At 58.6% G+C, this 22,748-nt stretch carries 24 protein-coding genes; 23 read left to right on the forward strand and 1 reads right to left on the reverse strand.

Annotated features, from left to right (window positions below):
• Positions 1 to 8: 8 nt before the first annotated feature.
• The 5 genes from rpmH (at position 9) to mnmE (ending at position 3,952) form a co-directional block, all read left to right on the forward strand.
• Complete coding sequence (gene rpmH / locus LXM55_RS12320) at positions 9 to 143, forward strand: 50S ribosomal protein L34 (protein WP_003213577.1); 135 nt, start codon at positions 9 to 11, stop codon at positions 141 to 143.
• A gap of 16 nt (positions 144 to 159) precedes the next feature.
• Positions 160 to 561, forward strand: coding sequence for a ribonuclease P protein component (gene rnpA, locus LXM55_RS12325; RefSeq protein WP_197662869.1), 402 nt, complete (start codon positions 160 to 162; stop codon positions 559 to 561).
• A complete protein-coding gene (gene yidD / locus LXM55_RS12330) occupies positions 554 to 799 on the forward strand; it encodes a membrane protein insertion efficiency factor YidD (protein ID WP_003213574.1) in 246 nt (81 codons plus the stop codon). Before rnpA ends, yidD begins: the two co-directional genes overlap by 8 nt.
• Positions 800 to 801: 2 nt before the next feature.
• Positions 802 to 2,502: a membrane protein insertase YidC gene (gene yidC / locus LXM55_RS12335; RefSeq protein ID WP_233320631.1), complete on the forward strand. Its 1,701-nt coding sequence runs from the start codon at positions 802 to 804 to the stop codon at positions 2,500 to 2,502.
• Between the two features lie 79 nt (positions 2,503 to 2,581).
• The gene (gene mnmE, locus LXM55_RS12340) at positions 2,582 to 3,952 is read left to right on the forward strand and encodes a tRNA uridine-5-carboxymethylaminomethyl(34) synthesis GTPase MnmE (RefSeq protein ID WP_233320632.1); all 1,371 of its coding nucleotides are present in this window, start codon (positions 2,582 to 2,584) and stop codon (positions 3,950 to 3,952) included.
• A 59-nt stretch (positions 3,953 to 4,011) separates the two neighbouring features.
• Here the strand turns inward: mnmE and LXM55_RS12345 are convergent, their stop codons facing one another.
• Positions 4,012 to 4,848 (reverse strand): AraC family transcriptional regulator, encoded by an 837-nt coding sequence (locus LXM55_RS12345; RefSeq protein WP_233320633.1) that lies wholly within the window; start codon positions 4,846 to 4,848, stop codon positions 4,012 to 4,014.
• A 294-nt stretch (positions 4,849 to 5,142) separates the two neighbouring features.
• Between LXM55_RS12345 and LXM55_RS12350 the strand changes: the two genes are divergently transcribed.
• The 18 genes from LXM55_RS12350 to LXM55_RS12435 all read left to right on the forward strand — a co-directional run bounded on the left by LXM55_RS12350 (position 5,143) and on the right by LXM55_RS12435 (position 22,744).
• Positions 5,143 to 6,555, forward strand: a complete 1,413-nt coding sequence (locus LXM55_RS12350; RefSeq protein ID WP_233320634.1) for an amino acid permease — start codon at positions 5,143 to 5,145, stop codon at positions 6,553 to 6,555.
• Positions 6,556 to 6,558: 3 nt separating this feature from the next.
• Positions 6,559 to 7,380 carry a phytanoyl-CoA dioxygenase family protein gene (locus LXM55_RS12355; protein ID WP_233320635.1) on the forward strand — a complete coding sequence of 274 codons (822 nt, stop codon included), beginning with the start codon at positions 6,559 to 6,561 and terminating at the stop codon, positions 7,378 to 7,380.
• A 199-nt stretch (positions 7,381 to 7,579) separates the two neighbouring features.
• Positions 7,580 to 8,275: a DUF2167 domain-containing protein gene (locus tag LXM55_RS12360; protein ID WP_233320636.1), complete on the forward strand. Its 696-nt coding sequence runs from the start codon at positions 7,580 to 7,582 to the stop codon at positions 8,273 to 8,275.
• A gap of 567 nt (positions 8,276 to 8,842) precedes the next feature.
• On the forward strand, positions 8,843 to 10,735 hold the full coding sequence (mnmG, locus tag LXM55_RS12365) for a tRNA uridine-5-carboxymethylaminomethyl(34) synthesis enzyme MnmG (protein WP_233320637.1): 1,893 nt from the start codon (positions 8,843 to 8,845) through the stop codon (positions 10,733 to 10,735).
• A 5-nt stretch (positions 10,736 to 10,740) separates the two neighbouring features.
• Positions 10,741 to 11,376 (forward strand): 16S rRNA (guanine(527)-N(7))-methyltransferase RsmG, encoded by a 636-nt coding sequence (gene rsmG, locus LXM55_RS12370; protein ID WP_233321029.1) that lies wholly within the window; start codon positions 10,741 to 10,743, stop codon positions 11,374 to 11,376.
• An 18-nt stretch (positions 11,377 to 11,394) separates the two neighbouring features.
• Entirely contained in the window at positions 11,395 to 12,192 is a 798-nt protein-coding gene (locus LXM55_RS12375) for a ParA family protein (protein WP_233320638.1), read from the forward strand.
• 9 nt (positions 12,193 to 12,201) lie between these two features.
• Positions 12,202 to 13,074, forward strand: a complete 873-nt coding sequence (locus LXM55_RS12380; protein WP_025132139.1) for a ParB/RepB/Spo0J family partition protein — start codon at positions 12,202 to 12,204, stop codon at positions 13,072 to 13,074.
• A 148-nt stretch (positions 13,075 to 13,222) separates the two neighbouring features.
• Entirely contained in the window at positions 13,223 to 13,630 is a 408-nt protein-coding gene (locus tag LXM55_RS12385) for a F0F1 ATP synthase subunit I (RefSeq protein ID WP_016964883.1), read from the forward strand.
• A gap of 16 nt (positions 13,631 to 13,646) precedes the next feature.
• Positions 13,647 to 14,519 (forward strand): F0F1 ATP synthase subunit A, encoded by an 873-nt coding sequence (gene atpB / locus LXM55_RS12390; protein ID WP_025132141.1) that lies wholly within the window; start codon positions 13,647 to 13,649, stop codon positions 14,517 to 14,519.
• Between the two features lie 132 nt (positions 14,520 to 14,651).
• Positions 14,652 to 14,909 (forward strand): F0F1 ATP synthase subunit C, encoded by a 258-nt coding sequence (atpE, locus tag LXM55_RS12395; RefSeq protein ID WP_002555987.1) that lies wholly within the window; start codon positions 14,652 to 14,654, stop codon positions 14,907 to 14,909.
• A 57-nt stretch (positions 14,910 to 14,966) separates the two neighbouring features.
• On the forward strand, positions 14,967 to 15,437 hold the full coding sequence (locus LXM55_RS12400) for a F0F1 ATP synthase subunit B (protein ID WP_011064385.1): 471 nt from the start codon (positions 14,967 to 14,969) through the stop codon (positions 15,435 to 15,437).
• A gap of 12 nt (positions 15,438 to 15,449) precedes the next feature.
• Positions 15,450 to 15,986 carry a F0F1 ATP synthase subunit delta gene (locus LXM55_RS12405; protein ID WP_011064384.1) on the forward strand — a complete coding sequence of 179 codons (537 nt, stop codon included), beginning with the start codon at positions 15,450 to 15,452 and terminating at the stop codon, positions 15,984 to 15,986.
• A gap of 21 nt (positions 15,987 to 16,007) precedes the next feature.
• Positions 16,008 to 17,552: a F0F1 ATP synthase subunit alpha gene (gene atpA, locus LXM55_RS12410; protein ID WP_011064383.1), complete on the forward strand. Its 1,545-nt coding sequence runs from the start codon at positions 16,008 to 16,010 to the stop codon at positions 17,550 to 17,552.
• A 50-nt stretch (positions 17,553 to 17,602) separates the two neighbouring features.
• A complete protein-coding gene (gene atpG, locus LXM55_RS12415; RefSeq protein WP_011064382.1) occupies positions 17,603 to 18,463 on the forward strand; it encodes a F0F1 ATP synthase subunit gamma in 861 nt (286 codons plus the stop codon).
• A gap of 27 nt (positions 18,464 to 18,490) precedes the next feature.
• Positions 18,491 to 19,867 (forward strand): F0F1 ATP synthase subunit beta, encoded by a 1,377-nt coding sequence (gene atpD, locus LXM55_RS12420; RefSeq protein WP_232643597.1) that lies wholly within the window; start codon positions 18,491 to 18,493, stop codon positions 19,865 to 19,867.
• 45 nt (positions 19,868 to 19,912) lie between these two features.
• Positions 19,913 to 20,338 (forward strand): F0F1 ATP synthase subunit epsilon, encoded by a 426-nt coding sequence (locus LXM55_RS12425; RefSeq protein WP_011064380.1) that lies wholly within the window; start codon positions 19,913 to 19,915, stop codon positions 20,336 to 20,338.
• A gap of 116 nt (positions 20,339 to 20,454) precedes the next feature.
• The gene (gene glmU, locus LXM55_RS12430; protein WP_233320639.1) at positions 20,455 to 21,822 is read left to right on the forward strand and encodes a bifunctional UDP-N-acetylglucosamine diphosphorylase/glucosamine-1-phosphate N-acetyltransferase GlmU; all 1,368 of its coding nucleotides are present in this window, start codon (positions 20,455 to 20,457) and stop codon (positions 21,820 to 21,822) included.
• Between the two features lie 151 nt (positions 21,823 to 21,973).
• A complete protein-coding gene (locus tag LXM55_RS12435) occupies positions 21,974 to 22,744 on the forward strand; it encodes a DeoR/GlpR family DNA-binding transcription regulator (RefSeq protein ID WP_233321030.1) in 771 nt (256 codons plus the stop codon).
• The last annotated feature ends 4 nt before the right edge of the window (positions 22,745 to 22,748 follow it).

The raw sequence follows: 22,748 nt of genomic DNA on the forward strand, positions 1-22,748 counted from the left end.
AACACGACATGAAACGTACTTTCCAACCAAGCACTATCAAACGCGCTCGTACCCACGGTTTCCGTGCTCGCATGGCTACCAAGAACGGTCGTGCCGTCCTGTCGCGTCGTCGCGCCAAAGGTCGTGCGCGTCTGGCAGTTTGATAATCCGGCACTGGAGGTGAGTCAGGACTTCAGTCGGGAAAAGCGTCTGCTTACTCCTCGGCACTTCAAGGCGGTCTTTGACTCCCCTACCGGCAAGGTTCCGGGGAAAAATCTCCTGCTCCTTGCGCGCAACAACGATCTTGATCATCCCCGTCTGGGGCTCGTGATCGGGAAAAAGAGCGTAAAGCTCTCCGTTGAGCGCAATCGCCTCAAGCGTCTGATGCGCGAATCGTTTCGTCTCCACCAGGACTCACTGGTCGGATGGGATATCGTTATCGTCGCGCGCAAAGGTTTGGGCGATGTAGAAAACCCCGAATTGATTCAGCATTTCGGCAAGCTCTGGAAACGTCTGGCGCGCAACAAGCCGGAACCAGCAGTCAAATCCGAAACTGTAGGGGTAGACAGTCCCGATGCGTAAACTGGCCCTCGTTCCGATCCAGTTTTATCGCTATGCCATTAGTCCTCTGATGGCCAATCACTGTCGTTTCTACCCCAGTTGTTCCTGCTACGCGTTGGAAGCCATCGAAAATCATGGCCTTCTACGCGGTGGCTGGCTGACCTTTCGTCGTTTAGGTCGCTGTCATCCGTGGAATCCCGGTGGTTATGACCCGGTTCCACCTATCCCTACCTCCCGTTCTTCTTCGATGGCCGAGTAATCATGGATATCAAACGCACGATCCTGATCGTCGCCCTGGCAATCGTGTCCTATGTCATGGTTCTTAAATGGAACCAGGATTATGGCCAGGCTGCCCTGCCGACTCAGAATGTTGCTTCCAGCACGACCGCCCCGGGCTTGCCGGATGCGCCAACAGGCACTTCCGCTGCCAACGACGACATTCCGCGCGCGGCAAGTGACACCACCGCACCCGCTGAAGCGCCTGTAGCTGCAAGCAAAGATCTCATTCAGATCAAAACGGATGTGCTCGACTTGGCTGTCGATCCACAAGGTGGGGATATCGCGCAACTGCGTTTGCCACTGTATCCACGTCGTCAAGACCACCCGGAAATCCCGTTCCAGCTGTTCGATAACGGCAACGAGCGGACTTACCTGGCGCAGAGCGGCCTGATTGGCAGCAATGGCCCGGACGCAAGCCCGGCTGGTCGCCCGATCTACTCCTCGGAGAAGAAAAGTTATCAACTGGCTGATGGTCAGGACCAATTGGTGGTCGACCTGAAATTCAGCAAGGACGGTATCAACTACATCAAGCGCTTCACCCTGAAGCGTGGCCTGTATGACATCACCGTTTCCTACGTGATCGACAACGAAAGCGCTCAACCTTGGACCGGTGCGATGTTCGCCCAGCTCAAGCGCGACGCCAGTTCCGATCCCTCCTCCAGCACCGCTACTGGCACCGCGACTTACCTGGGCGCCGCCCTGTGGACAAGTTCCGAGCCGTACAAAAAAGTGTCCATGAAAGACATGGACAAGGTGAACGAGGACAAATCCAAGGCTCCGATCACTGAAAGCGTTCAGGGTGGTTGGGTTGCCTGGCTGCAACACTACTTCGTGACCGCCTGGATTCCGCCAAAAGGCGAGAACAACCAGGTTCTGGCGCGCAAGGACAGCAAAGGCAACTACATCATCGGCTACACCGGCCCTTCGATGACCGTTGCTCCAGGCGCCAAGGCCGAGACCAGCGCGACTCTGTACGCCGGTCCGAAAAGCCAGGCCGTGCTGAAAGAGTTGTCCCCAGGTCTGGAACTGACTGTCGACTACGGCTTCCTGTGGTTCATTGCCCAGCCGATCTTCTGGCTGCTGCAACATATCCACAGCCTGGTCGGTAACTGGGGCTGGTCGATCATCTTCCTGACCATGCTGATCAAAGGGATCTTCTTCCCATTGTCGGCTGCCAGCTACAAATCGATGGCGCGCATGCGTGCCGTGGCTCCGAAACTGGCCGCGCTGAAGGAAAAATTCGGCGACGATCGTCAGAAAATGTCCCAGGCGATGATGGAGCTGTACAAGAAAGAGAAGATCAATCCGCTGGGCGGCTGCTTGCCGATCCTGGTACAGATGCCGGTCTTCCTGTCCTTGTACTGGGTACTCCTGGAAAGCGTGGAAATGCGCCAGGCGCCGTTCATGCTGTGGATTACCGACCTGTCGATCAAGGATCCGTTCTTCATCCTGCCGATCATCATGGGCGCCACCATGTTCATCCAGCAGCAGCTGAACCCGACGCCTCCGGATCCGATGCAGGCCAAGGTGATGAAAATGATGCCGATCATCTTCACCTTCTTCTTCCTGTGGTTCCCGGCCGGCCTGGTGCTGTACTGGGTAGTGAACAACTGCCTGTCGATCGCTCAACAGTGGTACATCACTCGTAAGATCGAAGCGGCTACCAAGAAAGCAGCTGCCTGACCTACGCTGTGGATAACCACACAAGACGCCCCCTAGTGGGGCGTTTTGCTATCTGTCACTTTTGTCTGGATGTCGGGTTATGAATGTCCCTCGTGAAACCATCGCCGCCATTGCCACCGCCCAGGGGCGCGGCGGCGTGGGCATCGTACGGATTTCCGGGCCCCTGGCGGGCGCGGCGGCCAAGGCCATCAGTGGTCGCGAACTGAAGCCGCGTTTTGCGCATTACGGGCCATTTCTCAGTGCCCAGGCAGAGGTCCTGGACGAAGGCATCGCCCTGTATTTCCCGGGCCCGAACTCCTTCACCGGGGAAGATGTACTGGAACTCCAGGGCCATGGCGGCCCGATTGTTCTCGATATGCTGCTGCAGCGCTGCCTGGAGCTGGGCTGCCGCCTGGCCCGGCCGGGTGAATTCAGTGAACGTGCATTTCTCAATGACAAACTGGACCTGGCCCAGGCCGAAGCCATCGCCGACCTGATTGAAGCCAGTTCGGCACAGGCTGCCCGCAACGCCCTGCGTTCGTTGCAGGGGGCTTTCTCTCAACGTGTGCATAACTTGACCGAGCAGTTGATCGCCTTGCGGATCTATGTCGAAGCGGCGATTGATTTTCCCGAGGAGGAAATCGATTTCCTCGCCGATGGTCATGTACTGAGCATGCTCGATGCGGTTCGTGATGAGTTATCCACAGTGCTGCGTGAAGCAGGGCAGGGCGCCTTGCTGCGTGACGGCATGACCGTGGTGATCGCCGGTCGTCCCAATGCCGGTAAATCCAGCCTGCTCAATGCCCTGGCCGGACGCGAGGCAGCAATCGTCACCGATATCGCCGGCACCACCCGGGACATCCTGCGCGAACATATCCACATCGATGGCATGCCACTGCATGTGGTGGACACCGCCGGGCTGCGGGATACCGAGGACCAGGTGGAAAAGATCGGTGTCGAACGGGCACTCAAGGCCATCAGCGAGGCCGACCGGGTGTTGCTGGTGGTAGACGCCACCGCGGCTGAAGCGGCGGACCCCTTCGCCCTGTGGCCGGAGTTTCTCGAGCAGCGGCCAGACCCGGCCAAGGTCACGCTGATTCGCAACAAGGCCGATCTGACCGGCGAACCCATCGCCCTGGAAACCTGTGATGACGGCCACGTCACCATCAGCCTCAGTGCCATGGCTGCCGGCAGCGGGCTGGAGCTGCTGCGTGACCACCTGAAAGCCTGCATGGGTTATGAACAGACCTCCGAAAGCAGCTTCAGCGCGCGCCGTCGGCACCTGGAGGCACTGCGCTACGCCAGTGCCGCCCTGGAACATGGCCGGGCACAGCTGACCCTGGCCGGTGCCGGCGAACTGCTGGCCGAGGACCTGCGCCAGGCTCAGCAGTCGCTGGGGGAAATCACCGGAGCCTTCAGTTCCGATGATCTGCTGGGGCGAATCTTCTCCAGTTTCTGCATCGGCAAGTAGATTCGCCCCCGATGGGCTCCGGCAGAGGTTATCCACAGCCCTGCCGGTAGCGGTCGGGTTTACTCCACTGACAGGTAGATTCGTGTCTGCAGCTGTGCGGGCGGTGTGGTGCGCGGATCGTTTACATACTGTTCGAACATCGGAAAATTCCCCGGCGTCAGGCCACTCTCGGGCAGCCACTCGGAGAACATCCAGGCATAGGCTTTGCCCATCTCGTTGTAGGGGCCAACGTAATTCAGTATTGCGTAGCGCCCTTGAGGGATTTCGAACCTTTCCAGCTTTTCCCCCAGATCCGCATCAGGCGCGACCGAGACCCCGGCCAGGGAACGCAACTGCTCGGTCGGAACCTGCTCGGGGTCGTTGAAGTAAACACCGAACCCGCAGGCGGCCGGGTGCATGAGCCCCTGGCTGGCGGCCAGCATGAAAACACGGGTGAACACCGGACCGATTTCCTGATAGGAACCCTGATGAGGCAAGGCAGCCAGGACAACGCCAGGGAAATGTTCAACAGTAATGGGGTACATATTTTTTGACTCCTTGGTGTCGAAAGGACGGGAACGGGTTGCGCGATAACGCCCAGGTGGCAACCCGAACACGCCAGAGAATGCCCGGTTGAAGGCCGCTCCCGATTCGTACCCGGCACGCAAGGCCACCTCGGCCAGGTCCTCTTCCGTACCTGCCAGCGCCGCGGCAGCCAGATGCATGCGCATCCGTTGCACCGTGGCGTTCAGCGTTTCTCCCATCATCGCGCGGTAAATGCGGTGAAAGTGATAAGCCGACATGCAGGCCAGGTCCGCCAGGTGGTACAGGTCCGGATCGCTGTGTGGATGGCTTGCCAGCCAACGCAGCACCGGCTCCATGCGCTGGCCGTAATGGATTCGGGTTGCAGGTTTCATAAGGCCTCCTTGGCACTCCACTGTAGCGACGGCAGATTTGCAGATTTTGCGATTTTTACCGGCCACAGGGGAGAGCGACGTTACCTTTACCCCCCTCCCCGGCCGCCGCTGATAAACCTGCGGTCTTGAGTAACAGCCCACTTTCGAAGATGGGCCATTTTTCCTTGGTTTTCCTGAGGAATCGGTCTGTTTTGCCGTTTTTTAGTGAGTTTCCCACGTGGTACCTGATTTGCATCCCGGTGGATGGACAGGTTTGTACACCTGAGGAAACAGTCCGGCATTCAAGGAATAGAAATGGCTAACGCGAATTCTGCATTGCACCGTGGCTTGAGTACCCGGCATATCCGCTTCATTGCGTTGGGTTCTGCCATTGGCACGGGCCTGTTCTACGGTTCGGCGGCGGCGATCCAACGGGCCGGCCCTTCGGTCCTGCTGGCGTACCTGATTGGCGGTGCAGCCATCTACCTGACCATGCGCGCCCTGGGGGAAATGGCGGTGAGGACACCGGTTTCCGGCTCCTTCGGACAATACGCCAGCACCTACCTGGGGCGTTTCCCGGGTTTTCTGACCGGCTGGAGCTACGCCTTTTCGATGCTCATGGTGTGCCTGGCGGACGTCACTGCCTTTGGCGTCTACATGGGCCTGTGGTTTCCCGAAACCCCCAGGTGGATCTGGGTACTGAGCATCGTCCTGGGGATCGGCGCCTTGAACCTGTGCAGCGTCCGGGTGTTCGGCGAGCTGGAGTTCTGGCTGTCGCTGCTCAAGGTCGGTGCCATCGTGGCCATGATCGTCGGCGGCTTTACCCTGCTGTTCTTCGGCATCCAGCTCGGAGACGAACAAAGCCGTGGGGGGCTGGGCAATCTCTGGGAATACGGTGGTTTTTTCCCGAATGGCGTCGAGGGCATGATCGCCTCCTTCACCATTGTCATGTTCGCTTTCGGCGGAATCGAAGTCATAGGCATCACTGCCGGCGAGGCCAAGGACCCACAACGCATGATTCCCAAGGCCATCAACTCGGTGCCATTACGGATCCTGATCTTCTACGTGCTCACCTTGCTGATCCTGTTGACGCTGGCTCCCTGGTCGAGCATCGGCAGCCATGGCAGCCCGTTCGTGCAGATCTTCAGCAGCCTGGGAATAGATTCGGCGGCCACGGTGTTGAACATCGTGGTGATTTCCGCCGTGGTCTCGGCCATCAACAGCGATATCTTCAGTGCCGGACGCATGATGTACGGCATGGCGGCCATGGGTCAGGCGCCGGCGGTGTTCGCCAGTACGTCACGCTTCGGCGTGCCCTGGATGACCGTGCTGGTGATGTCCGTGGCGTTATTGCTGGGAGTACTGCTGAACTACTGGATCCCGCAGGAACTGTTCCTGATCTTTGCTTCATTGGTGACCTTTTCGGTGGTCTGGGTCTGGTTGATGATCCTGCTGTCGCAAATGGCCATGCGCCGCCGCATGAGCCGGAGCGAAATCGAAGCGCTGCATTTTCCTGTGCCCCTGGGCAACCTCGGGCAGATGTGCGCGGTGGTTTTCATGCTGTTTGTATTCGTGGTGCTGGGTGTCTTTCCCGATACCCGGCTGGCGTTGTATGTGGGATTGGGCTGGCTGGCCTTGCTGTCGTTGGCTTACTGGATATGGATCAAACCGGGCACGATCGACCATCACATGGCGATACAAGGAATCGACGCCCAAGAAAAGGAGTAACCCATGCACAGATTCGAGTTGCCGCTCTCCACTGTCGAAGCGTTCCAGCGCGACGGAGCGATCTGCATTCGTCAATTGTTCAACACCGCCGAAGTGGCTTTGCTGGAGCAGGGCATCGAACACAACCTGGCACTTCCCAGCGAGCGGGCCAAGGTGGCCAGCCGTCCCGATGATCCGGGCTGGTTTTTCGAGGATTTCTGCAACTGGCAGGAGAACCCGGCCTATCGGCAGTTCATCTTCGAGAGCCGGGTTGGCCATGTGGCCGCCCAGTTGATGGGCAGTGAACAGGTCAGGCTTTATCACGATCATCTGCTGGTCAAGGAACCCAACACCCGACAGCGCACTCCCTGGCATCAGGATCAGCCGTACTACAACGTCGAGGGCCAGCAGAACTGCAGCATGTGGATGCCGGTGGACCCGGTAGCCAGGGAATCGACCCTGGAGTTCGTTGGCGGTTCGCACAAAGGGCCCTGGCTGATGCCCAGGACCTTCCTCGACAACCAGGCCAAGTGGTTCCCGGAGGGCAGCCTGGCGGATCTTCCGGACATCGAGGCCGATCGATCGGCGTGGAACATTCTGGGTTGGGACCTGCAGCCCGGCGACGCGGTGTTTTTCCACATGCTGACCTTGCATGCCGCCGGAGGCGTCAGTGGCAATCGGCGCCGCCGAGCTTTTTCCCTGCGCTTTCTGGGGGACGATATGCGCCACGCACCACGCCCCTGGCGAACCTCGCCGGAGTTTCCCGGCCTGGCCGAGCACCTGCCGAGCGGGGCGAGGTTGGAACATCCATTGTTTCCACCGTTGTGGCCAAGAGAACCGGCCTGAAAGCCGTTTATCCACAGACGAGCGTGTTTCCTGCGAACGTCTGTGGACAACCAGAATCAGATTGATCCGATATTCACCCTCGAAGTTGCAGATCAACATTGTCGGTCGCGGCTATTTGGCGGCCCTGCGCTCAGCCCTCGGTCAAGCCGGGTGAAAGCTGACGCCGGCCGGTGTATGACCCAGCTCATGGAAGGTGTTTATGCGCTTCAGTCGTTGTTTCGCTGCTTTCAGTCTCGTCCTTGCCTGGCAAGGCGCCCTGGCTCAAGCACCACTTGAGCATGTTGTGATGACGGAGCGCAGCAATGCCTTCGAACAAGCCAGCCGTTCTGCCATTCCTGGCCCTGCCAGCATCCGACTGTTGGGCAAGGCGACCTTGGAACTGGCCCAGGACCATGTGTTTGTCGGGCCATCAGAAGCCTTTCGGATTCTCCAATCCTTCGACTCCAACACGAAGGGCTCAGAAGTTCTGGGCCTGGTGTTTCCCAAGGATCATGGCCAACAGTGGTTTGTCTCGGTTGATACCCATGAGCCACGGGGAACGGCCCATCAGGCTGAGCAGGTGCAGGCCAGCAACACCACTGGCCAGGGTTTTGCGCCGCTGAAGTCATCGCCCTGGATCGGCCAGGCCGTGGTTGAAGCAAGAAAGTCCCTGCCGGCACTCAATGGCGACAACGCCGTAGGTAGCCCATTCGCCTTGAATCTGACGGCAACAATGGCCGGTGATGAGGTTGGGCGGCTCAACGCTCAGGCACTGGCCAAGGCCTTTCACTATCAACAGGACAACCAGCCCGAGAGTGCTCTCGCGTTATTGAAAAAGTACTGGGTGGTCCTGGCGGTGCTACTGCTGGGCATGAGCTGGTGGGTTCAGGGTCGGTTGGCCCGAATGACTTCCTGAACATCGGCCAGATCCTCGCTGGTTATCTACAGGCAGGCCCGTAAAGGCCTGCCTGTTTTCGTTTGGGGCATTTTTTTACATGAGGTTTTGCCGGAGTCGGACCCCGCGAAAGGAATCTGCGTGGGCGCCAGCCTGGAAAAAGGTGGATTTCTGTGGATTAAGCCCTGTGAATAACTGCCCTTCAGCTCAGTTGATAACCGGGCTTCAAAACTGAGGAAAACCACCCCTGTGGATAACCACCCCATTCATCCACAGGCTTAAACCGGTTATCCAAGGGCCTCATTGCCACCTAACCACAGACTTTAAAATCTCTGTACACATTGAATATAAAGGCCTATAGCAATCTATCCACAGATAGGGTGCTGTATAAGAATAAACATAAAAACAAGGTTTTAATAAATCTCTCTCTTTTAATTTCTATTGTCCGTCAGTCATCCACAGCTGGTTAAATTTTGTGCAAAGGGTTCTTTAGAAAGGTCGAAGTCCCTATACTTGCCGCCTTGGTCCAAAAACCAACCCGACAACTACTCCTAATTACTCCTACTTGAAGCAGGCACGAGGTGCGTGGTGGATTTCCCTTCCCGTTTTGAAGTGATCGTCATCGGCGGCGGTCATGCCGGTACCGAGGCAGCACTTGCATCAGCACGCATGGGGGCAAAAACCCTGTTGCTGACGCATAACGTGGAAACCCTCGGTGCCATGAGCTGCAATCCCGCGATTGGCGGCATTGGCAAAAGCCATCTGGTCAAGGAAATCGATGCCCTGGGCGGCGCGATGGCCATGGCTACAGATAAAGGCGGCATTCAGTTTCGCGTGTTGAACAGCCGTAAAGGCCCAGCCGTGCGCGCTACCCGCGCTCAGGCCGACCGCATTCTGTATAAGGCAGCGGTTCGCGAGATTCTCGAAAACCAGCCCAACCTGTGGATATTTCAACAGGCGGCTGATGACCTGATCGTTGAACAGGATCAGGTACGCGGTGTGGTAACGCAGATGGGCCTGCGTTTCTTCGCGGAGTCCGTGGTGCTGACCACCGGAACCTTCCTCGGCGGACTTATCCACATCGGTATGCAGAACTACTCCGGTGGCCGTGCCGGTGATCCGCCCTCGATTGCCCTGGCGCAACGTCTGCGGGAACTGCCTTTGCGTGTCGGCCGCCTGAAAACCGGTACGCCACCGCGTATCGATGGCCGTTCTGTGGATTTCTCGGTGATGACCGAACAGCCGGGCGATACGCCTATTCCGGTGATGTCGTTCCTGGGCTCGAAAGAACAGCATCCGCAGCAGGTCAGTTGCTGGATTACACACACCAACGCGCGTACCCACGAAATCATCGCGTCGAACCTTGACCGTTCGCCGATGTATTCCGGGGTGATCGAAGGCATCGGACCGCGTTACTGCCCCTCGATCGAAGACAAGATCCATCGCTTTGCCGACAAGGAAAGCCATCAGGTCTTCATCGAGCCCGAAGGCCTGACCACCCATGAGCTGTACCCGAACGGGATATCCACATCCTTGCCGTTCGATGTGCAGTTGCAGATCGTGCAATCGATTCGCGGTATGGAAAACGCTCATATCGTGCGCCCGGGTTATGCCATCGAGTATGACTACTTCGATCCGCGGGATTTGAAGTACAGCTTGGAAACCAAGGTCATCGGCGGTCTGTTCTTCGCTGGCCAGATCAATGGCACCACCGGTTACGAAGAGGCTGGCGCCCAAGGTTTGCTGGCCGGGGCCAACGCCGCACTGCGCGCCCAGGGCAAAGACAGCTGGTGCCCGCGTCGCGACGAGGCCTACATCGGCGTACTGGTCGATGACCTGATTACCCTGGGCACCCAGGAACCGTACCGGATGTTCACTTCCCGGGCGGAATACCGCTTGATCCTGCGCGAAGACAACGCCGACCTGCGCTTGACCGAAAAAGGACGCGAGCTGGGGCTGGTGGATGACGTGCGCTGGGCCGCTTTCTGCAAGAAACGCGAAGGTATTGCCCAGGAAGAGCAGCGCTTGAAGTCCACCTGGGTTCGGCCGGGTACCGAGCAGGGCGATGCCATTGCGCAAAAATTCGGCACGCCGCTGACCCATGAGTACAACTTGCTGAACCTGCTGAGCCGCCCGGAAATCGACTACGCTGGTCTGGTCGAAGTGACCGGGCAGGGGGCAGAAGATCCACAGGTAGCGGAACAGGTCGAGATCAAGACCAAATACGCCGGCTACATCGATCGTCAGCAGGATGAAATTGCCCGTTTGCGCGCCAGCGAAGACACCAAGCTGCCTGTGGATATCGATTACAGCGGCATTTCCGGGCTGTCGAAGGAAATCCAGAGCAAGCTCGGCGCGACTCGCCCGGAAACCCTGGGCCAAGCCTCGCGTATTCCCGGGGTCACCCCGGCAGCGATTTCCCTGTTGATGATTCACCTGAAAAAACGCGGCGCGGGCCGTCAGTTGGAGCAAAGCGCTTGAGTTCTATGGTCACCCCACAACACGCGGATGAGTTATCCACAGGTGCGCGCCAGCTCGGTGTCGAGCTGACCCCGGTTCAGCATGAATTGCTACTGGGTTACCTGGCCTTGCTGATCAAGTGGAACAAGGCCTACAACCTGACCGCGGTGCGCGATCCCGACGAAATGGTTTCCCGCCATCTGCTCGACAGCCTGAGTGTGATGTCGTTCATCGAAAACGGCCGTTGGCTGGACGTCGGTAGCGGCGGCGGGATGCCCGGCATCCCCCTGGCGATCCTGTTTCCCGAGTCGCAAGTCACCTGCCTGGACAGCAACGGCAAGAAAACCCGCTTCCTGACCCAGGTCAAACTCGAACTCAAGCTGGACAACCTGCAAGTTATCCACAGCCGGGTCGAAGCCTTCACCCCTGAGCAGCCTTTCAACGGGATCATTTCCCGGGCGTTCAGCAGCATGGAGAACTTCACCAACTGGACCCGCCACCTGGGCGACCGCGATACACGCTGGCTGGCAATGAAGGGCGTCCATCCCTCGGATGAGCTGTTAGCATTGCCGGCAGACTTCCACCTCGATAGCGAACACGCCTTGGCCGTACCCGGTTGCCAAGGCCAACGCCATCTGCTGATACTGCGCCGCACGGCATGATTGGGAACACAAGCAAGAATGGCTAAGGTATTCGCGATAGCGAACCAGAAAGGTGGCGTGGGCAAGACCACCACCTGCATCAACCTCGCAGCATCCCTGGTAGCGACCAAGCGCCGGGTGCTGTTGATCGATCTTGATCCACAGGGCAACGCCACCATGGGTAGCGGTGTGGATAAACATAGTTTGGAAAACTCGGTCTATGACCTGCTGATCGGCGAATGCGACCTGGCCCAGGCCATGCATTTCTCTGAACACGGCGGTTACCAGCTGCTGCCGGCCAACCGCGACCTGACCGCGGCGGAAGTGGTGCTGCTGGAAATGCAGATGAAGGAAAGCCGTCTGCGCAGCGCCCTGGCGCCGATCCGCGAGAACTACGACTACATTCTGATCGACTGCCCGCCGTCGCTGTCGATGCTCACCCTCAACGCCCTGGTGGCCGCCGATGGGGTGATTATCCCCATGCAGTGCGAGTACTACGCGCTGGAAGGGTTGAGCGACCTTGTGGATAACATCAAGCGCATCGCCGAACTGCTCAACCCGGAGCTGAAGATCGAAGGCCTGTTGCGCACCATGTTCGACCCGCGCCTGAGCCTGATGAACGATGTTTCCGCGCAGCTCAAGGAACACTTCGGTGATCAGCTGTATGACACCGTCATTCCGCGCAACATCCGCTTGGCCGAAGCGCCGAGCTACGGCATGCCGGCTTTGGCGTACGACAAACAATCCCGTGGCGCGCTGGCCTATCTGGCCCTGGCGGGCGAGATGGTTCGCCGGCAACGTAAACAATCGCGCGTCGCAGCCGCCCAGCCAACTTAAGGAATCCCCATGGCCGTCAAGAAACGAGGTCTCGGACGTGGACTGGATGCACTGTTGAGTGGTCCGACTGTCAGCGCACTGGAAGAACAAGCGGTGCAGGCTGACCAGCGTGAACTGCAACACCTGCCCCTGGACCTGATCCAGCGCGGCAAGTACCAGCCGCGCCGGGACATGGATCCGCAAGCGTTGGAAGAGCTGGCGAATTCGATCAAGACCCAGGGCGTGATGCAGCCGATCGTGGTGCGTCCTATCGGTGGTGGTCGTTTCGAGATCATCGCCGGTGAACGTCGCTGGCGCGCCAGCCAGCAGGCCGGCCAGGAAACCATCCCGGCGATGGTCCGCGATGTGCCGGATGAAACCGCCATCGCCATGGCATTGATCGAGAACATCCAGCGCGAAGACCTCAATCCCATCGAGGAAGCCGTGGCCCTGCAGCGTCTGCAGCAGGAGTTCCAGCTGACTCAGCAACAGGTCGCCGAAGCGGTGGGCAAGTCCCGTGTCAGCGTGGCCAACCTGCTGCGCCTGATTGCCTTGCCGGAAGTGATCAAGACCATGCTGTCCCACGGCGACCTGGAAATGGGCCATGCCCGTGCCTTGCTCGGATTGCCGGAAAATCAACAGGTTGAAGGGGCGCGACACGTTGTCGCACGAGGCCTCACCGTGCGCCAGACCGAGGCCCTGGTTCGCCAGTGGTTGAGTGGCAAACAGGAGCCTGCTGAACCGGTCAAGCCAGACCCGGATATCGCCCGTCTCGAGCAGCGTCTGGCCGAGCGCCTAGGCTCTGCGGTGCAGATCCGCCACGGAAAGAAGGGCAAGGGACAGCTGGTTATCGGCTACAACTCCCTGGATGAGTTGCAAGGCGTCCTTGCTCACATCCGCTGAAACATTTCCTTATGTAGCGCGCAGTCGGAAATCACTACCCGGCAGTTGAATAGGGGCTGAACCGCCCCTATACTCTGCGCGCATTTTGTCGGCACAAATTATGCCAAGTTATTGAATTCTGGCAGCCGGCCCTTGAGGAGCAAGAGCGATGGAAACCCGCACGCCAAACCGCCTGCCGTTTCATCGCTTGGCGGTTTTCCCGGTGTTATTGGCTCAGTTGGTCATTTTACTGATAGCCGCTCTGGCGCTCTGGCAATGGCGTGGAGTCGTAGCCGGATACTCAGGCCTTTGCGGAGGACTGATAGCCTTGCTACCCAATGTGTATTTCGCTCACAGGGCATTTCGGTTTTCCGGCGCCCGAGCGGCCCAAGCCATCGTCCGGTCTTTTTATGCCGGTGAGGCGGGCAAACTGATTTTGACGGCGGTGCTGTTTGCACTGACGTTTGCAGGTGTGAAGCCATTGGCGCCGCTGGCTGTATTCGGCGTCTTCGTGTTGACCCAATTGGTCAGCTGGTTCGCTCCCCTGCTAATGAGAACAAGACTTTCGAGACCTTAGGGCGTTTGAGGCAACCATGTCAGCAGAAACAACCGCTTCGGGCTATATCCAGCACCACTTGCAGAACCTGACCTTCGGTCAGCTACCCAATGGGAGCTGGGGCTTTGCCCACTCCGCAGCAGAAGCCAAGGAAATGGGCTTCTGGGCATTCCACGTCGATACCCTCGGCTGGTCTGTCGCACTGGGTGTGATCTTCATTCTTCTGTTCCGCATGGCGGCCAAGAAGGCGACTTCCGGCGTGCCGGGCGCTTTGCAGAACTTCGTTGAAGTCATGGTTGGCTTCGTCGATGGCAGCGTGAAGGACAGCTTCCACGGCCGCAGCCCGGTGATCGCGCCGCTGGCACTGACCATTTTCGTCTGGGTGTTCCTGATGAACGCCATCGACCTGGTACCGGTGGACTGGATTCCACAACTGGCCATGTTGATCTCCGGCGATCCGCACATTCCATTCCGTGCCGTATCCACGACTGACCCGAACGCCACCCTGGGCATGGCCCTGTCGGTGTTCGCGCTGATCATTTTCTACAGCATCAAGGTCAAGGGCATCGGCGGTTTCATCGGCGAACTGACCCTGCACCCGTTCGGCAGCAAGAACATCCTGGTTCAGGCGCTGCTGATCCCGGTGAACTTCCTGCTGGAATTCGTGACCCTGATTGCCAAGCCAATCTCGTTGGCACTGCGTCTGTTCGGCAACATGTATGCCGGCGAACTGGTGTTCATCCTGATCGCCGTGATGTTCGGCAGCGGTCTGCTGTGGCTCAGCGGCATGGGTGTGGTTCTGCAATGGGCGTGGGCGGTGTTCCACATCCTGATCATCACCCTGCAGGCCTTTATCTTCATGATGCTGACCATCGTCTACCTGTCGATGGCGCACGAAGAGAACCATTAAGACCAGTCTCGACTAGTCTGATGTCCCTCTCGTTGCGGCGAGAGGGGGCCCGTCTCGGGTCAATGAAACGATTTGTTTTACCGCTTTAATCTAAAAAACCTAAACCATACGACGTAAAAGTCGGGAGGAAAGATGGAAACTGTAGTTGGTCTAACCGCTATCGCTGTTGCACTGTTGATCGGCCTGGGCGCACTGGGTACCGCAATTGGTTTCGGCCTGCTGGGCGGCAAGTTCCTGGAAGGCGCTGCGCGTCAGCCAGAAATGGTTCCAATGCTGCAAGTTAAAATGTTCATCGTTGCCGGTCTGCTCGACGCCGTAACCATGATCGGTGTTGGTATCGCTCTGTTCTTCACCTTCGCAAACCCCTTCGTTGGTCAACTCGCTGGCTAATCACTCGAGTATTCGAGTGGATTGGTGTGACGGACAACGAACGAGCGAGGTGTTGGCGTGAACATTAATGCAACCCTGATTGGCCAGTCCGTTGCGTTCTTAATTTTTGTATTGTTCTGCATGAAGTTCATTTGGCCTCCGGTCATTGCAGCTTTGCACGAACGTCAAAAGAAGATCGCGGATGGACTGGACGCTGCCAGCCGAGCAGCTCGTGACCTGGAACTGGCCCAAGATAAAGCGGGTCAGCAACTGCGCGAAGCTAAAGCTCAGGCAGCTGAAATCATTGAGCAAGCCAAGAAGCGCGGTTCTCAGATCGTCGACGAAGCCCGTGAACAGGCTCGTGTCGAAGCTGAACGTGTGAAGGCTCAGGCTCAGGCCGAGATCGAGCAGGAACTGAACGGTGTCAAAGACGCGCTGCGTGCCCAACTGGGTAGCCTGGCAGTCAACGGCGCAGAGAAGATCCTGGGTGCCACAATCGATCAAAACGCGCACGCAGAGCTGGTTAACAAACTGGCTGCTGAAATTTAAGCGAGGGCGATCATGGCAGAACTGACCACGTTGGCCCGACCTTACGCTAAGGCGGCCTTCGAGCACGCTCAGGCCCACCAGCAGCTGGCCTCTTGGTCAGCCATGCTCGGCCTGGCTGCAGCGGTGTCACAAGATGACACCATGCAGCGCGTGCTTAAGGCCCCGCGACTGACGAGCGCAGAAAAGGCCAGCACTTTTATCGAAGTGTGTGGCGACAAGTTTGATGCACAGGCACAGAATTTCATTCACGTTGCCGCCGAAAACGACCGTCTCCTGCTGTTGCCGGAGATCTCCGCTCTGTTCGACCTGTACAAGGCCGAGCAAGAGAAATCGGTGGATGTGGATGTGACCAGTGCGTTCGCATTGAACCAAGAACAGCAAGACAAACTCGCCAAGGTTCTCAGTGCACGGCTCGGCCGGGAAGTGCGACTGCACGCTGCGGAGGATGCCAGCCTGATTGGTGGCGTCGTAATCCGCGCCGGCGACCTGGTTATCGATGGCTCGATTCGCGGCAAACTCGCGAACCTTGCCGAAGCATTGAAATCTTGAGTTTGAAGGGGCAGCAGAGCAATGCAGCAACTCAATCCTTCCGAAATAAGTGAAATTATCAAGGGCCGCATCGAAAAACTCGATGTGACCTCCCAAGCCCGTAACGAAGGCACTGTCGTCAGCGTATCTGACGGCATCGTGCGGATTCACGGTCTGGCCGACGTCATGTACGGCGAGATGATCGAGTTTCCGGGCGGCGTCTACGGTATGGCCCTCAACCTTGAGCAAGACTCTGTAGGTGCCGTAGTACTGGGCGCGTACACCTCTCTGGCTGAAGGCATGAGCGCCAAGTGCACCGGCCGCATCCTCGAAGTTCCGGTTGGTAAGGAACTGCTGGGTCGCGTAGTCGACGCACTGGGTAACCCAGTTGACGGCAAAGGTCCGCTGAACAACACCGAGACCGACGCGGTCGAGAAAGTTGCTCCAGGCGTGATCTGGCGTAAGTCGGTAGACCAGCCTGTACAGACTGGCTACAAGGCTGTCGATGCCATGATCCCTGTCGGCCGTGGCCAGCGTGAGCTGATCATCGGTGACCGTCAGATCGGTAAAACCGCTCTGGCGATCGACGCGATCATCAACCAGAAAGACAGCGGCATTTTCTGCGTATACGTAGCGATCGGTCAGAAGCAATCGACCATCGCCAACGTGGTTCGCAAGCTGGAAGAAAACGGCGCTCTGGCTAACACCATCATCGTGGCCGCCAGTGCTTCGGAATCGGCTGCACTGCAATTCCTGGCACCGTACTCCGGTTGCACCATGGGCGAATACTTCCGCGACCGCGGTGAAGACGCGCTGATCGTTTATGACGATCTGTCCAAGCAAGCAGTGGCTTACCGCCAGATTTCCCTGCTGCTGCGCCGTCCACCAGGCCGTGAAGCCTACCCAGGTGACGTGTTCTATCTCCACTCCCGTCTGCTGGAGCGCGCATCCCGCGTTTCCGAAGAGTACGTAGAGAAGTTCACCAACGGCGCAGTGACTGGCAAGACCGGTTCCCTGACCGCTCTGCCGATCATCGAAACCCAGGCTGGCGACGTTTCCGCGTTCGTTCCGACCAACGTGATTTCCATCACCGACGGTCAGATCTTCCTGGAATCGGCCATGTTCAACTCGGGCATCCGCCCTGCAGTGAACGCCGGTGTTTCGGTATCCCGTGTGGGTGGTGCCGCTCAGACCAAGATCATCAAGAAGCTGTCCGGTGGTATCCGTACCGCTCTGGCTCAGTACCGTGAACTGGCGGCATTCGCCCAGTTCGCTTCTGACCTGGACGAAGCGACCCGTAAGCAACTTGAGCACGGTCAGCGCGTTACCGAGCTGATGAAGCAGAAGCAATATGCGCCGATGTCCATCGCCGACATGTCCTTGTCCCTGTACGCCGCTGAACGTGGCTTCCTGACGGACGTCGAGATTGCCAAAGTTGGTAGCTTCGAACAGGCCATGATTGCTTACTTCAACCGCGATCACGCCGACCTGATGGCGAAGATCAACGTGAAGGGTGACTTCAATGACGAAATCGACGCTGGCCTGAAAGCCGGTATCGAGAAGTTCAAAGCCACCCAAACCTGGTAAGCCGCAGCGGGAGCCGCAAGGCTCCCGCTTGCTAACCTGATAGGTGTTACATGGCAGGCGCAAAAGAGATTCGCAGTAAGATTGCGAGCATCAAAAGCACGCAAAAAATTACCAGCGCCATGGAAAAAGTGGCGGTCAGCAAAATGCGCAAGGCACAAATGCGCATGGCTGCTAGCCGTCCTTATGCGGAGCGCATCCGCCAGGTTATTGGTCATCTGGCCAACGCCAACCCGGAATATCGTCACCCGTTCATGATCGACCGCGCTATCAAGCGTGTCGGTTACGTTGTGGTGAGCAGTGACCGTGGTCTGTGTGGTGGCTTGAACACCAACCTGTTCAAGGCCCTGGTCAAGGACATGGCGGTAAACCGCGAACAAGGCGTCGAGATCGATCTGTGTGTGGTCGGTAGCAAGGGTGCGGCCTTCTTCCGCAACTTCGGCGGTAACGTCGTTGCAGCTATCAGCCATCTGGGTGAAGAGCCGTCGATCAATGACCTGATCGGCAGCGTCAAGGTGATGCTGGATGCGTACCTGGAAGGCCGGATTGACCGCCTGTCCGTGGTATCCAACAAGTTCATCAACACCATGACCCAGCAGCCGACCGTGGAGCAGTTGATTCCACTGGAGGCAACCCCGGATCAAGAACTCAAGCACCACTGGGACTATCTCTACGAACCGGATGCCAAGGAGCTGCTGGACGGCTTGATGGTCCGTTACGTGGAGTCGCAGGTGTACCAGGCGGTGGTCGAGAACAACGCAGCTGAACAAGCCGCGCGGATGATCGCAATGAAGAACGCTACCGACAACGCCGGTGATTTGATCAGCGATTTGCAGCTGATCTACAACAAGGCGCGTCAGGCTGCGATCACCCAAGAGATCTCGGAAATCGTCGGCGGCGCTGCCGCGGTTTAACGGTTCAAATATTCAGAGGATCCAGCTATGAGTAGCGGACGTATCGTTCAAATCATCGGCGCCGTTATCGACGTGGAATTTCCACGCGACAGCGTACCGAGCATCTACGACGCCTTGAAGGTTCAAGGCGCCGAAACCACTCTGGAAGTTCAGCAGCAGCTGGGCGACGGCGTGGTGCGTACCATTGCGATGGGCTCCACCGAAGGCTTGAAGCGCGGTCTGGACGTCAACAACACTGGCGCAGCCATCTCCGTACCGGTCGGTAAAGCGACCCTGGGCCGGATCATGGACGTACTGGGCAACCCAATCGACGAAGCCGGTCCTATCGGTGAAGAAGAGCGTTGGGGCATCCACCGTCCAGCGCCTTCCTTCGCAGAACAGGCAGGCGGCAACGACCTGCTGGAAACCGGGATCAAGGTAATTGACCTGGTTTGCCCGTTCGCCAAGGGCGGTAAAGTCGGTCTGTTCGGTGGTGCCGGTGTAGGCAAGACCGTAAACATGATGGAACTGATCCGTAACATCGCCATCGAGCACAGCGGTTATTCCGTGTTCGCCGGTGTGGGTGAGCGTACTCGTGAGGGTAACGACTTCTACCACGAGATGAAGGATTCCAACGTTCTGGACAAGGTTGCTCTGGTCTACGGCCAGATGAACGAGCCACCAGGAAACCGTCTGCGCGTAGCGCTGACCGGCCTGACCATGGCCGAGAAGTTCCGTGACGAAGGTAACGACGTTCTGCTGTTCGTCGACAACATCTACCGTTACACCCTGGCCGGTACCGAAGTATCCGCACTGCTGGGCCGTATGCCTTCCGCAGTAGGCTACCAGCCGACCCTGGCTGAAGAGATGGGCGTTCTGCAAGAACGTATCACTTCGACCAAGCAAGGCTCGATCACCTCGATCCAAGCGGTATACGTACCTGCGGACGACTTGACTGACCCGTCGCCAGCGACCACCTTCGCCCACTTGGACGCCACCGTCGTTCTGTCCCGTGACATCGCTTCCCTGGGTATCTACCCAGCGGTAGACCCACTGGACTCGACTTCCCGTCAGCTGGACCCGAACGTGATCGGCAACGAACACTACGAGACCGCTCGCGGCGTTCAGTACGTACTGCAGCGTTACAAAGAGCTGAAGGACATCATCGCGATCCTGGGTATGGACGAGCTGTCGGAAGCCGACAAGCAGTTGGTATCCCGTGCTCGTAAGATCCAGCGCTTCTTGTCGCAGCCGTTCTTCGTGGCTGAAGTCTTCACTGGTTCTCCAGGCAAATACGTTTCCCTGAAAGACACCATCGCTGGCTTCAAAGGCATCCTCAACGGTGACTACGACCACCTGCCAGAACAAGCGTTCTACATGGTCGGCGGCATCGACGAAGCGATCGAGAAAGCCAAGAAACTGTAATCCCGGCGCCCGGCAACGGGCGCTAATTTAGGTTGAGGCAAGCAGATGGCTATGACAGTCCATTGCGATATCGTCAGCGCGGAAGGGGAAATCTTCTCCGGTCTGGTGGAGATGGTGGTTGCGCACGGTGAACTGGGTGATCTTGGTATCGCTCTGGGTCACGCACCGCTGATCACCAACCTGAAGCCAGGTCCGATCCGCTTGATCAAGCAGGGCGGGGAAGCCGAGGTGTTCTACATCTCCGGTGGTTTCCTCGAGGTTCAGCCGAACATGGTCAAGGTTCTTGCCGACACCGTGCAACGCGCTGCCGACCTGGACGAAGCCTCCGCTCAGGAAGCCGTCAAGGCTGCTGAGAAGGCCCTGAATGAAAAAGGCGCAGATTTCGATTACGGTTCTGCTGCTGCACGTCTGGCCGAGGCCGCAGCTCAGCTGCGTACCGTCCAGCAGATCCGCAAGAAGTTCGGCGGCTAAGTCGCAGGCTTCATGTGTGATTGATTAAAAAGGGTAGCCTCGGCTACCCTTTTTATTTTCCGCCATTCACCCCCTCTTGGTCGCAGTCGCCGACCACCCAGGATTGGTAGCCAGTCATGTCTCTCGAAATCGTTATCCTCGCAGCAGGCCAGGGCACCCGCATGCGCTCGGCGCTGCCCAAGGTGCTGCACCCGGTCGCCGGCAATTCCATGCTCGGGCATGTTATCCACAGCGCCCGGCAACTCGATCCACAGCGCATCCACGTGGTGATCGGCCATGGTGCGGATGCGGTGCGCGAGCGCCTGGCGGCCGATGACTTGAATTTCGTGTTGCAGGACAAGCAACTGGGCACCGGCCACGCCGTGGCCCAGGCCGTACCTTTCATTACGGCCGACACGGTGTTGATCCTCTACGGCGACGTGCCGCTGATCGAAGTCGAGACCCTGCAGCGCCTGCTCAAGCAGGCGGGGCCGGAGCAACTGGGCCTGCTCACCGTCGAGCTGGATGACCCGACTGGCTACGGGCGCATCGTCCGTGACGCCAGTGGCAAGGTCACCGCCATCGTCGAGCAGAAGGACGCCGACGAGGCCCAACGCGCGATCACCGAAGGCAACACCGGGATTCTCGCGGTGCCCGGCAAGCGTCTCGGCGACTGGACCGGCCGCCTGTCCAACAACAACGCCCAGGGTGAGTACTACCTCACCGACGTGATCGCCATGGCGGTCAGTGACGGCCTGGTCGTCGCCACCGAACAGCCCCACGACGCCATGGAAGTGCAGGGCGCCAACGACCGCAAGCAACTGGCCGAGCTGGAGCGTCACTACCAGCTGCGTGCCGGCCGCCGGTTGATGGCCCAGGGCGTGACGCTGCGCGACCCGGCACGTTTTGATGTGCGTGGCGACGTCACGGTTGGCCGCGATGTGCTGATCGACATCAACGTGATTCTCGAAGGCCGGGTGGTGATCGAGGACGACGTGGTAATCGGCCCCAACTGCGTGATCAAGGACAGCACCTTGCGCAAGGGCGTGGTGATCAAGGCCAACAGCCACCTCGATGGCGCGGTAATGGGCGAGGGCAGCGATGCCGGCCCGTTCGCCCGCCTGCGTCCCGGCACCGTGCTGGAAGCCCGTGCCCATGTGGGTAACTTCGTCGAACTGAAGAACGCTCACCTGGGCCAGGGTGCCAAGGCCGGCCACCTGACCTACCTGGGCGACGCAGTGATCGGCGCGCGCACAAACATCGGCGCCGGCACCATCACCTGCAACTACGACGGGGTGAACAAGCACAAGACGGTGCTGGGCGAAGACGTGTTCATCGGCTCCAACAACTCTCTGGTAGCGCCTGTGGATATCTTGTCCGGTGCCACCACCGCGGCCGGTTCCACCATCACCCAGAACGTGGCGCCAGCCCAGCTGGCGGTGGGTCGGGCACGACAGAAGAACATCGACGGCTGGAAACGGCCGGAGAAGATCAAGAAGGACTGAGGTTATCCACAGCCCTTTCGCCGGCAAGCCGACTCCTGCATCCATGGGCAGGAGCCGGCTGCCGGCGAATTTTTTCACCTTCCCCGCTTGACGAAGTTTCGATCATGGGTTTTTATTGCGCCTGTTATCTTTCGAATCGAAACTTAAGACCATCATGTCGAAACGCAATACACCTCAACGCCGCCACAATATCCTCGCCTTGCTCAATGAACGGGGCGAAGTGAGTGTCGACGAGTTGGCCAAGCGTTTCGAAACCTCTGAAGTTACGATTCGAAAGGATCTGGCAGCTCTGGAGAGCAATGGCCTGCTGCTACGCCGTTACGGCGGCGCCATTACCATGCCCCAGGAACTGGTCAGTGACCTGGGCCAGCCGGTGTCTCTCTACAAGCAGGCGATTGCTCGTGCCGCGGTGCAACGCATCCGCGAACATGCGCGCATCATCATCGACAGCGGCAGCACCACGGCCGCGATGATCCCCGAACTGGGGCTGCAGCCGGGCCTGGTGGTGATGACCAACTCGCTGAATGTGGCCAACGCCCTGAGCGAGCTGGAACACGAACCGGTGCTGCTGATGACCGGTGGCACCTGGGACCCGCATTCCGAGTCCTTCCAGGGCCAGGTGGCCGAACAGGTTCTACGCTCATACGACTTCGACCAGCTGTTTATCGGTGCCGACGGTATCGACCTGGCCCGTGGCACCACCACCTTCAATGAGTTGCTGGGGTTGAGCCGGGTCATGGCTGAAGTGGCCCGCGAAGTGGTGGTGATGGTCGAATCCGACAAGATCGGCCGCAAGATTCCCAACCTGGAGCTGCCGTGGAGCAGCATCCATACCCTTATTACCGATGATCGCCTGCCTTTCGAGGTCCGCGACCAGATTCAGGCCCGCGGCATAACTCTGATTTGCGCGGCTGTCAGCTAGGAGA

Source organism: Pseudomonas sp. Au-Pse12, assembly GCF_021341665.1.
Lineage (GTDB): Bacteria > Pseudomonadota > Gammaproteobacteria > Pseudomonadales > Pseudomonadaceae > Aquipseudomonas.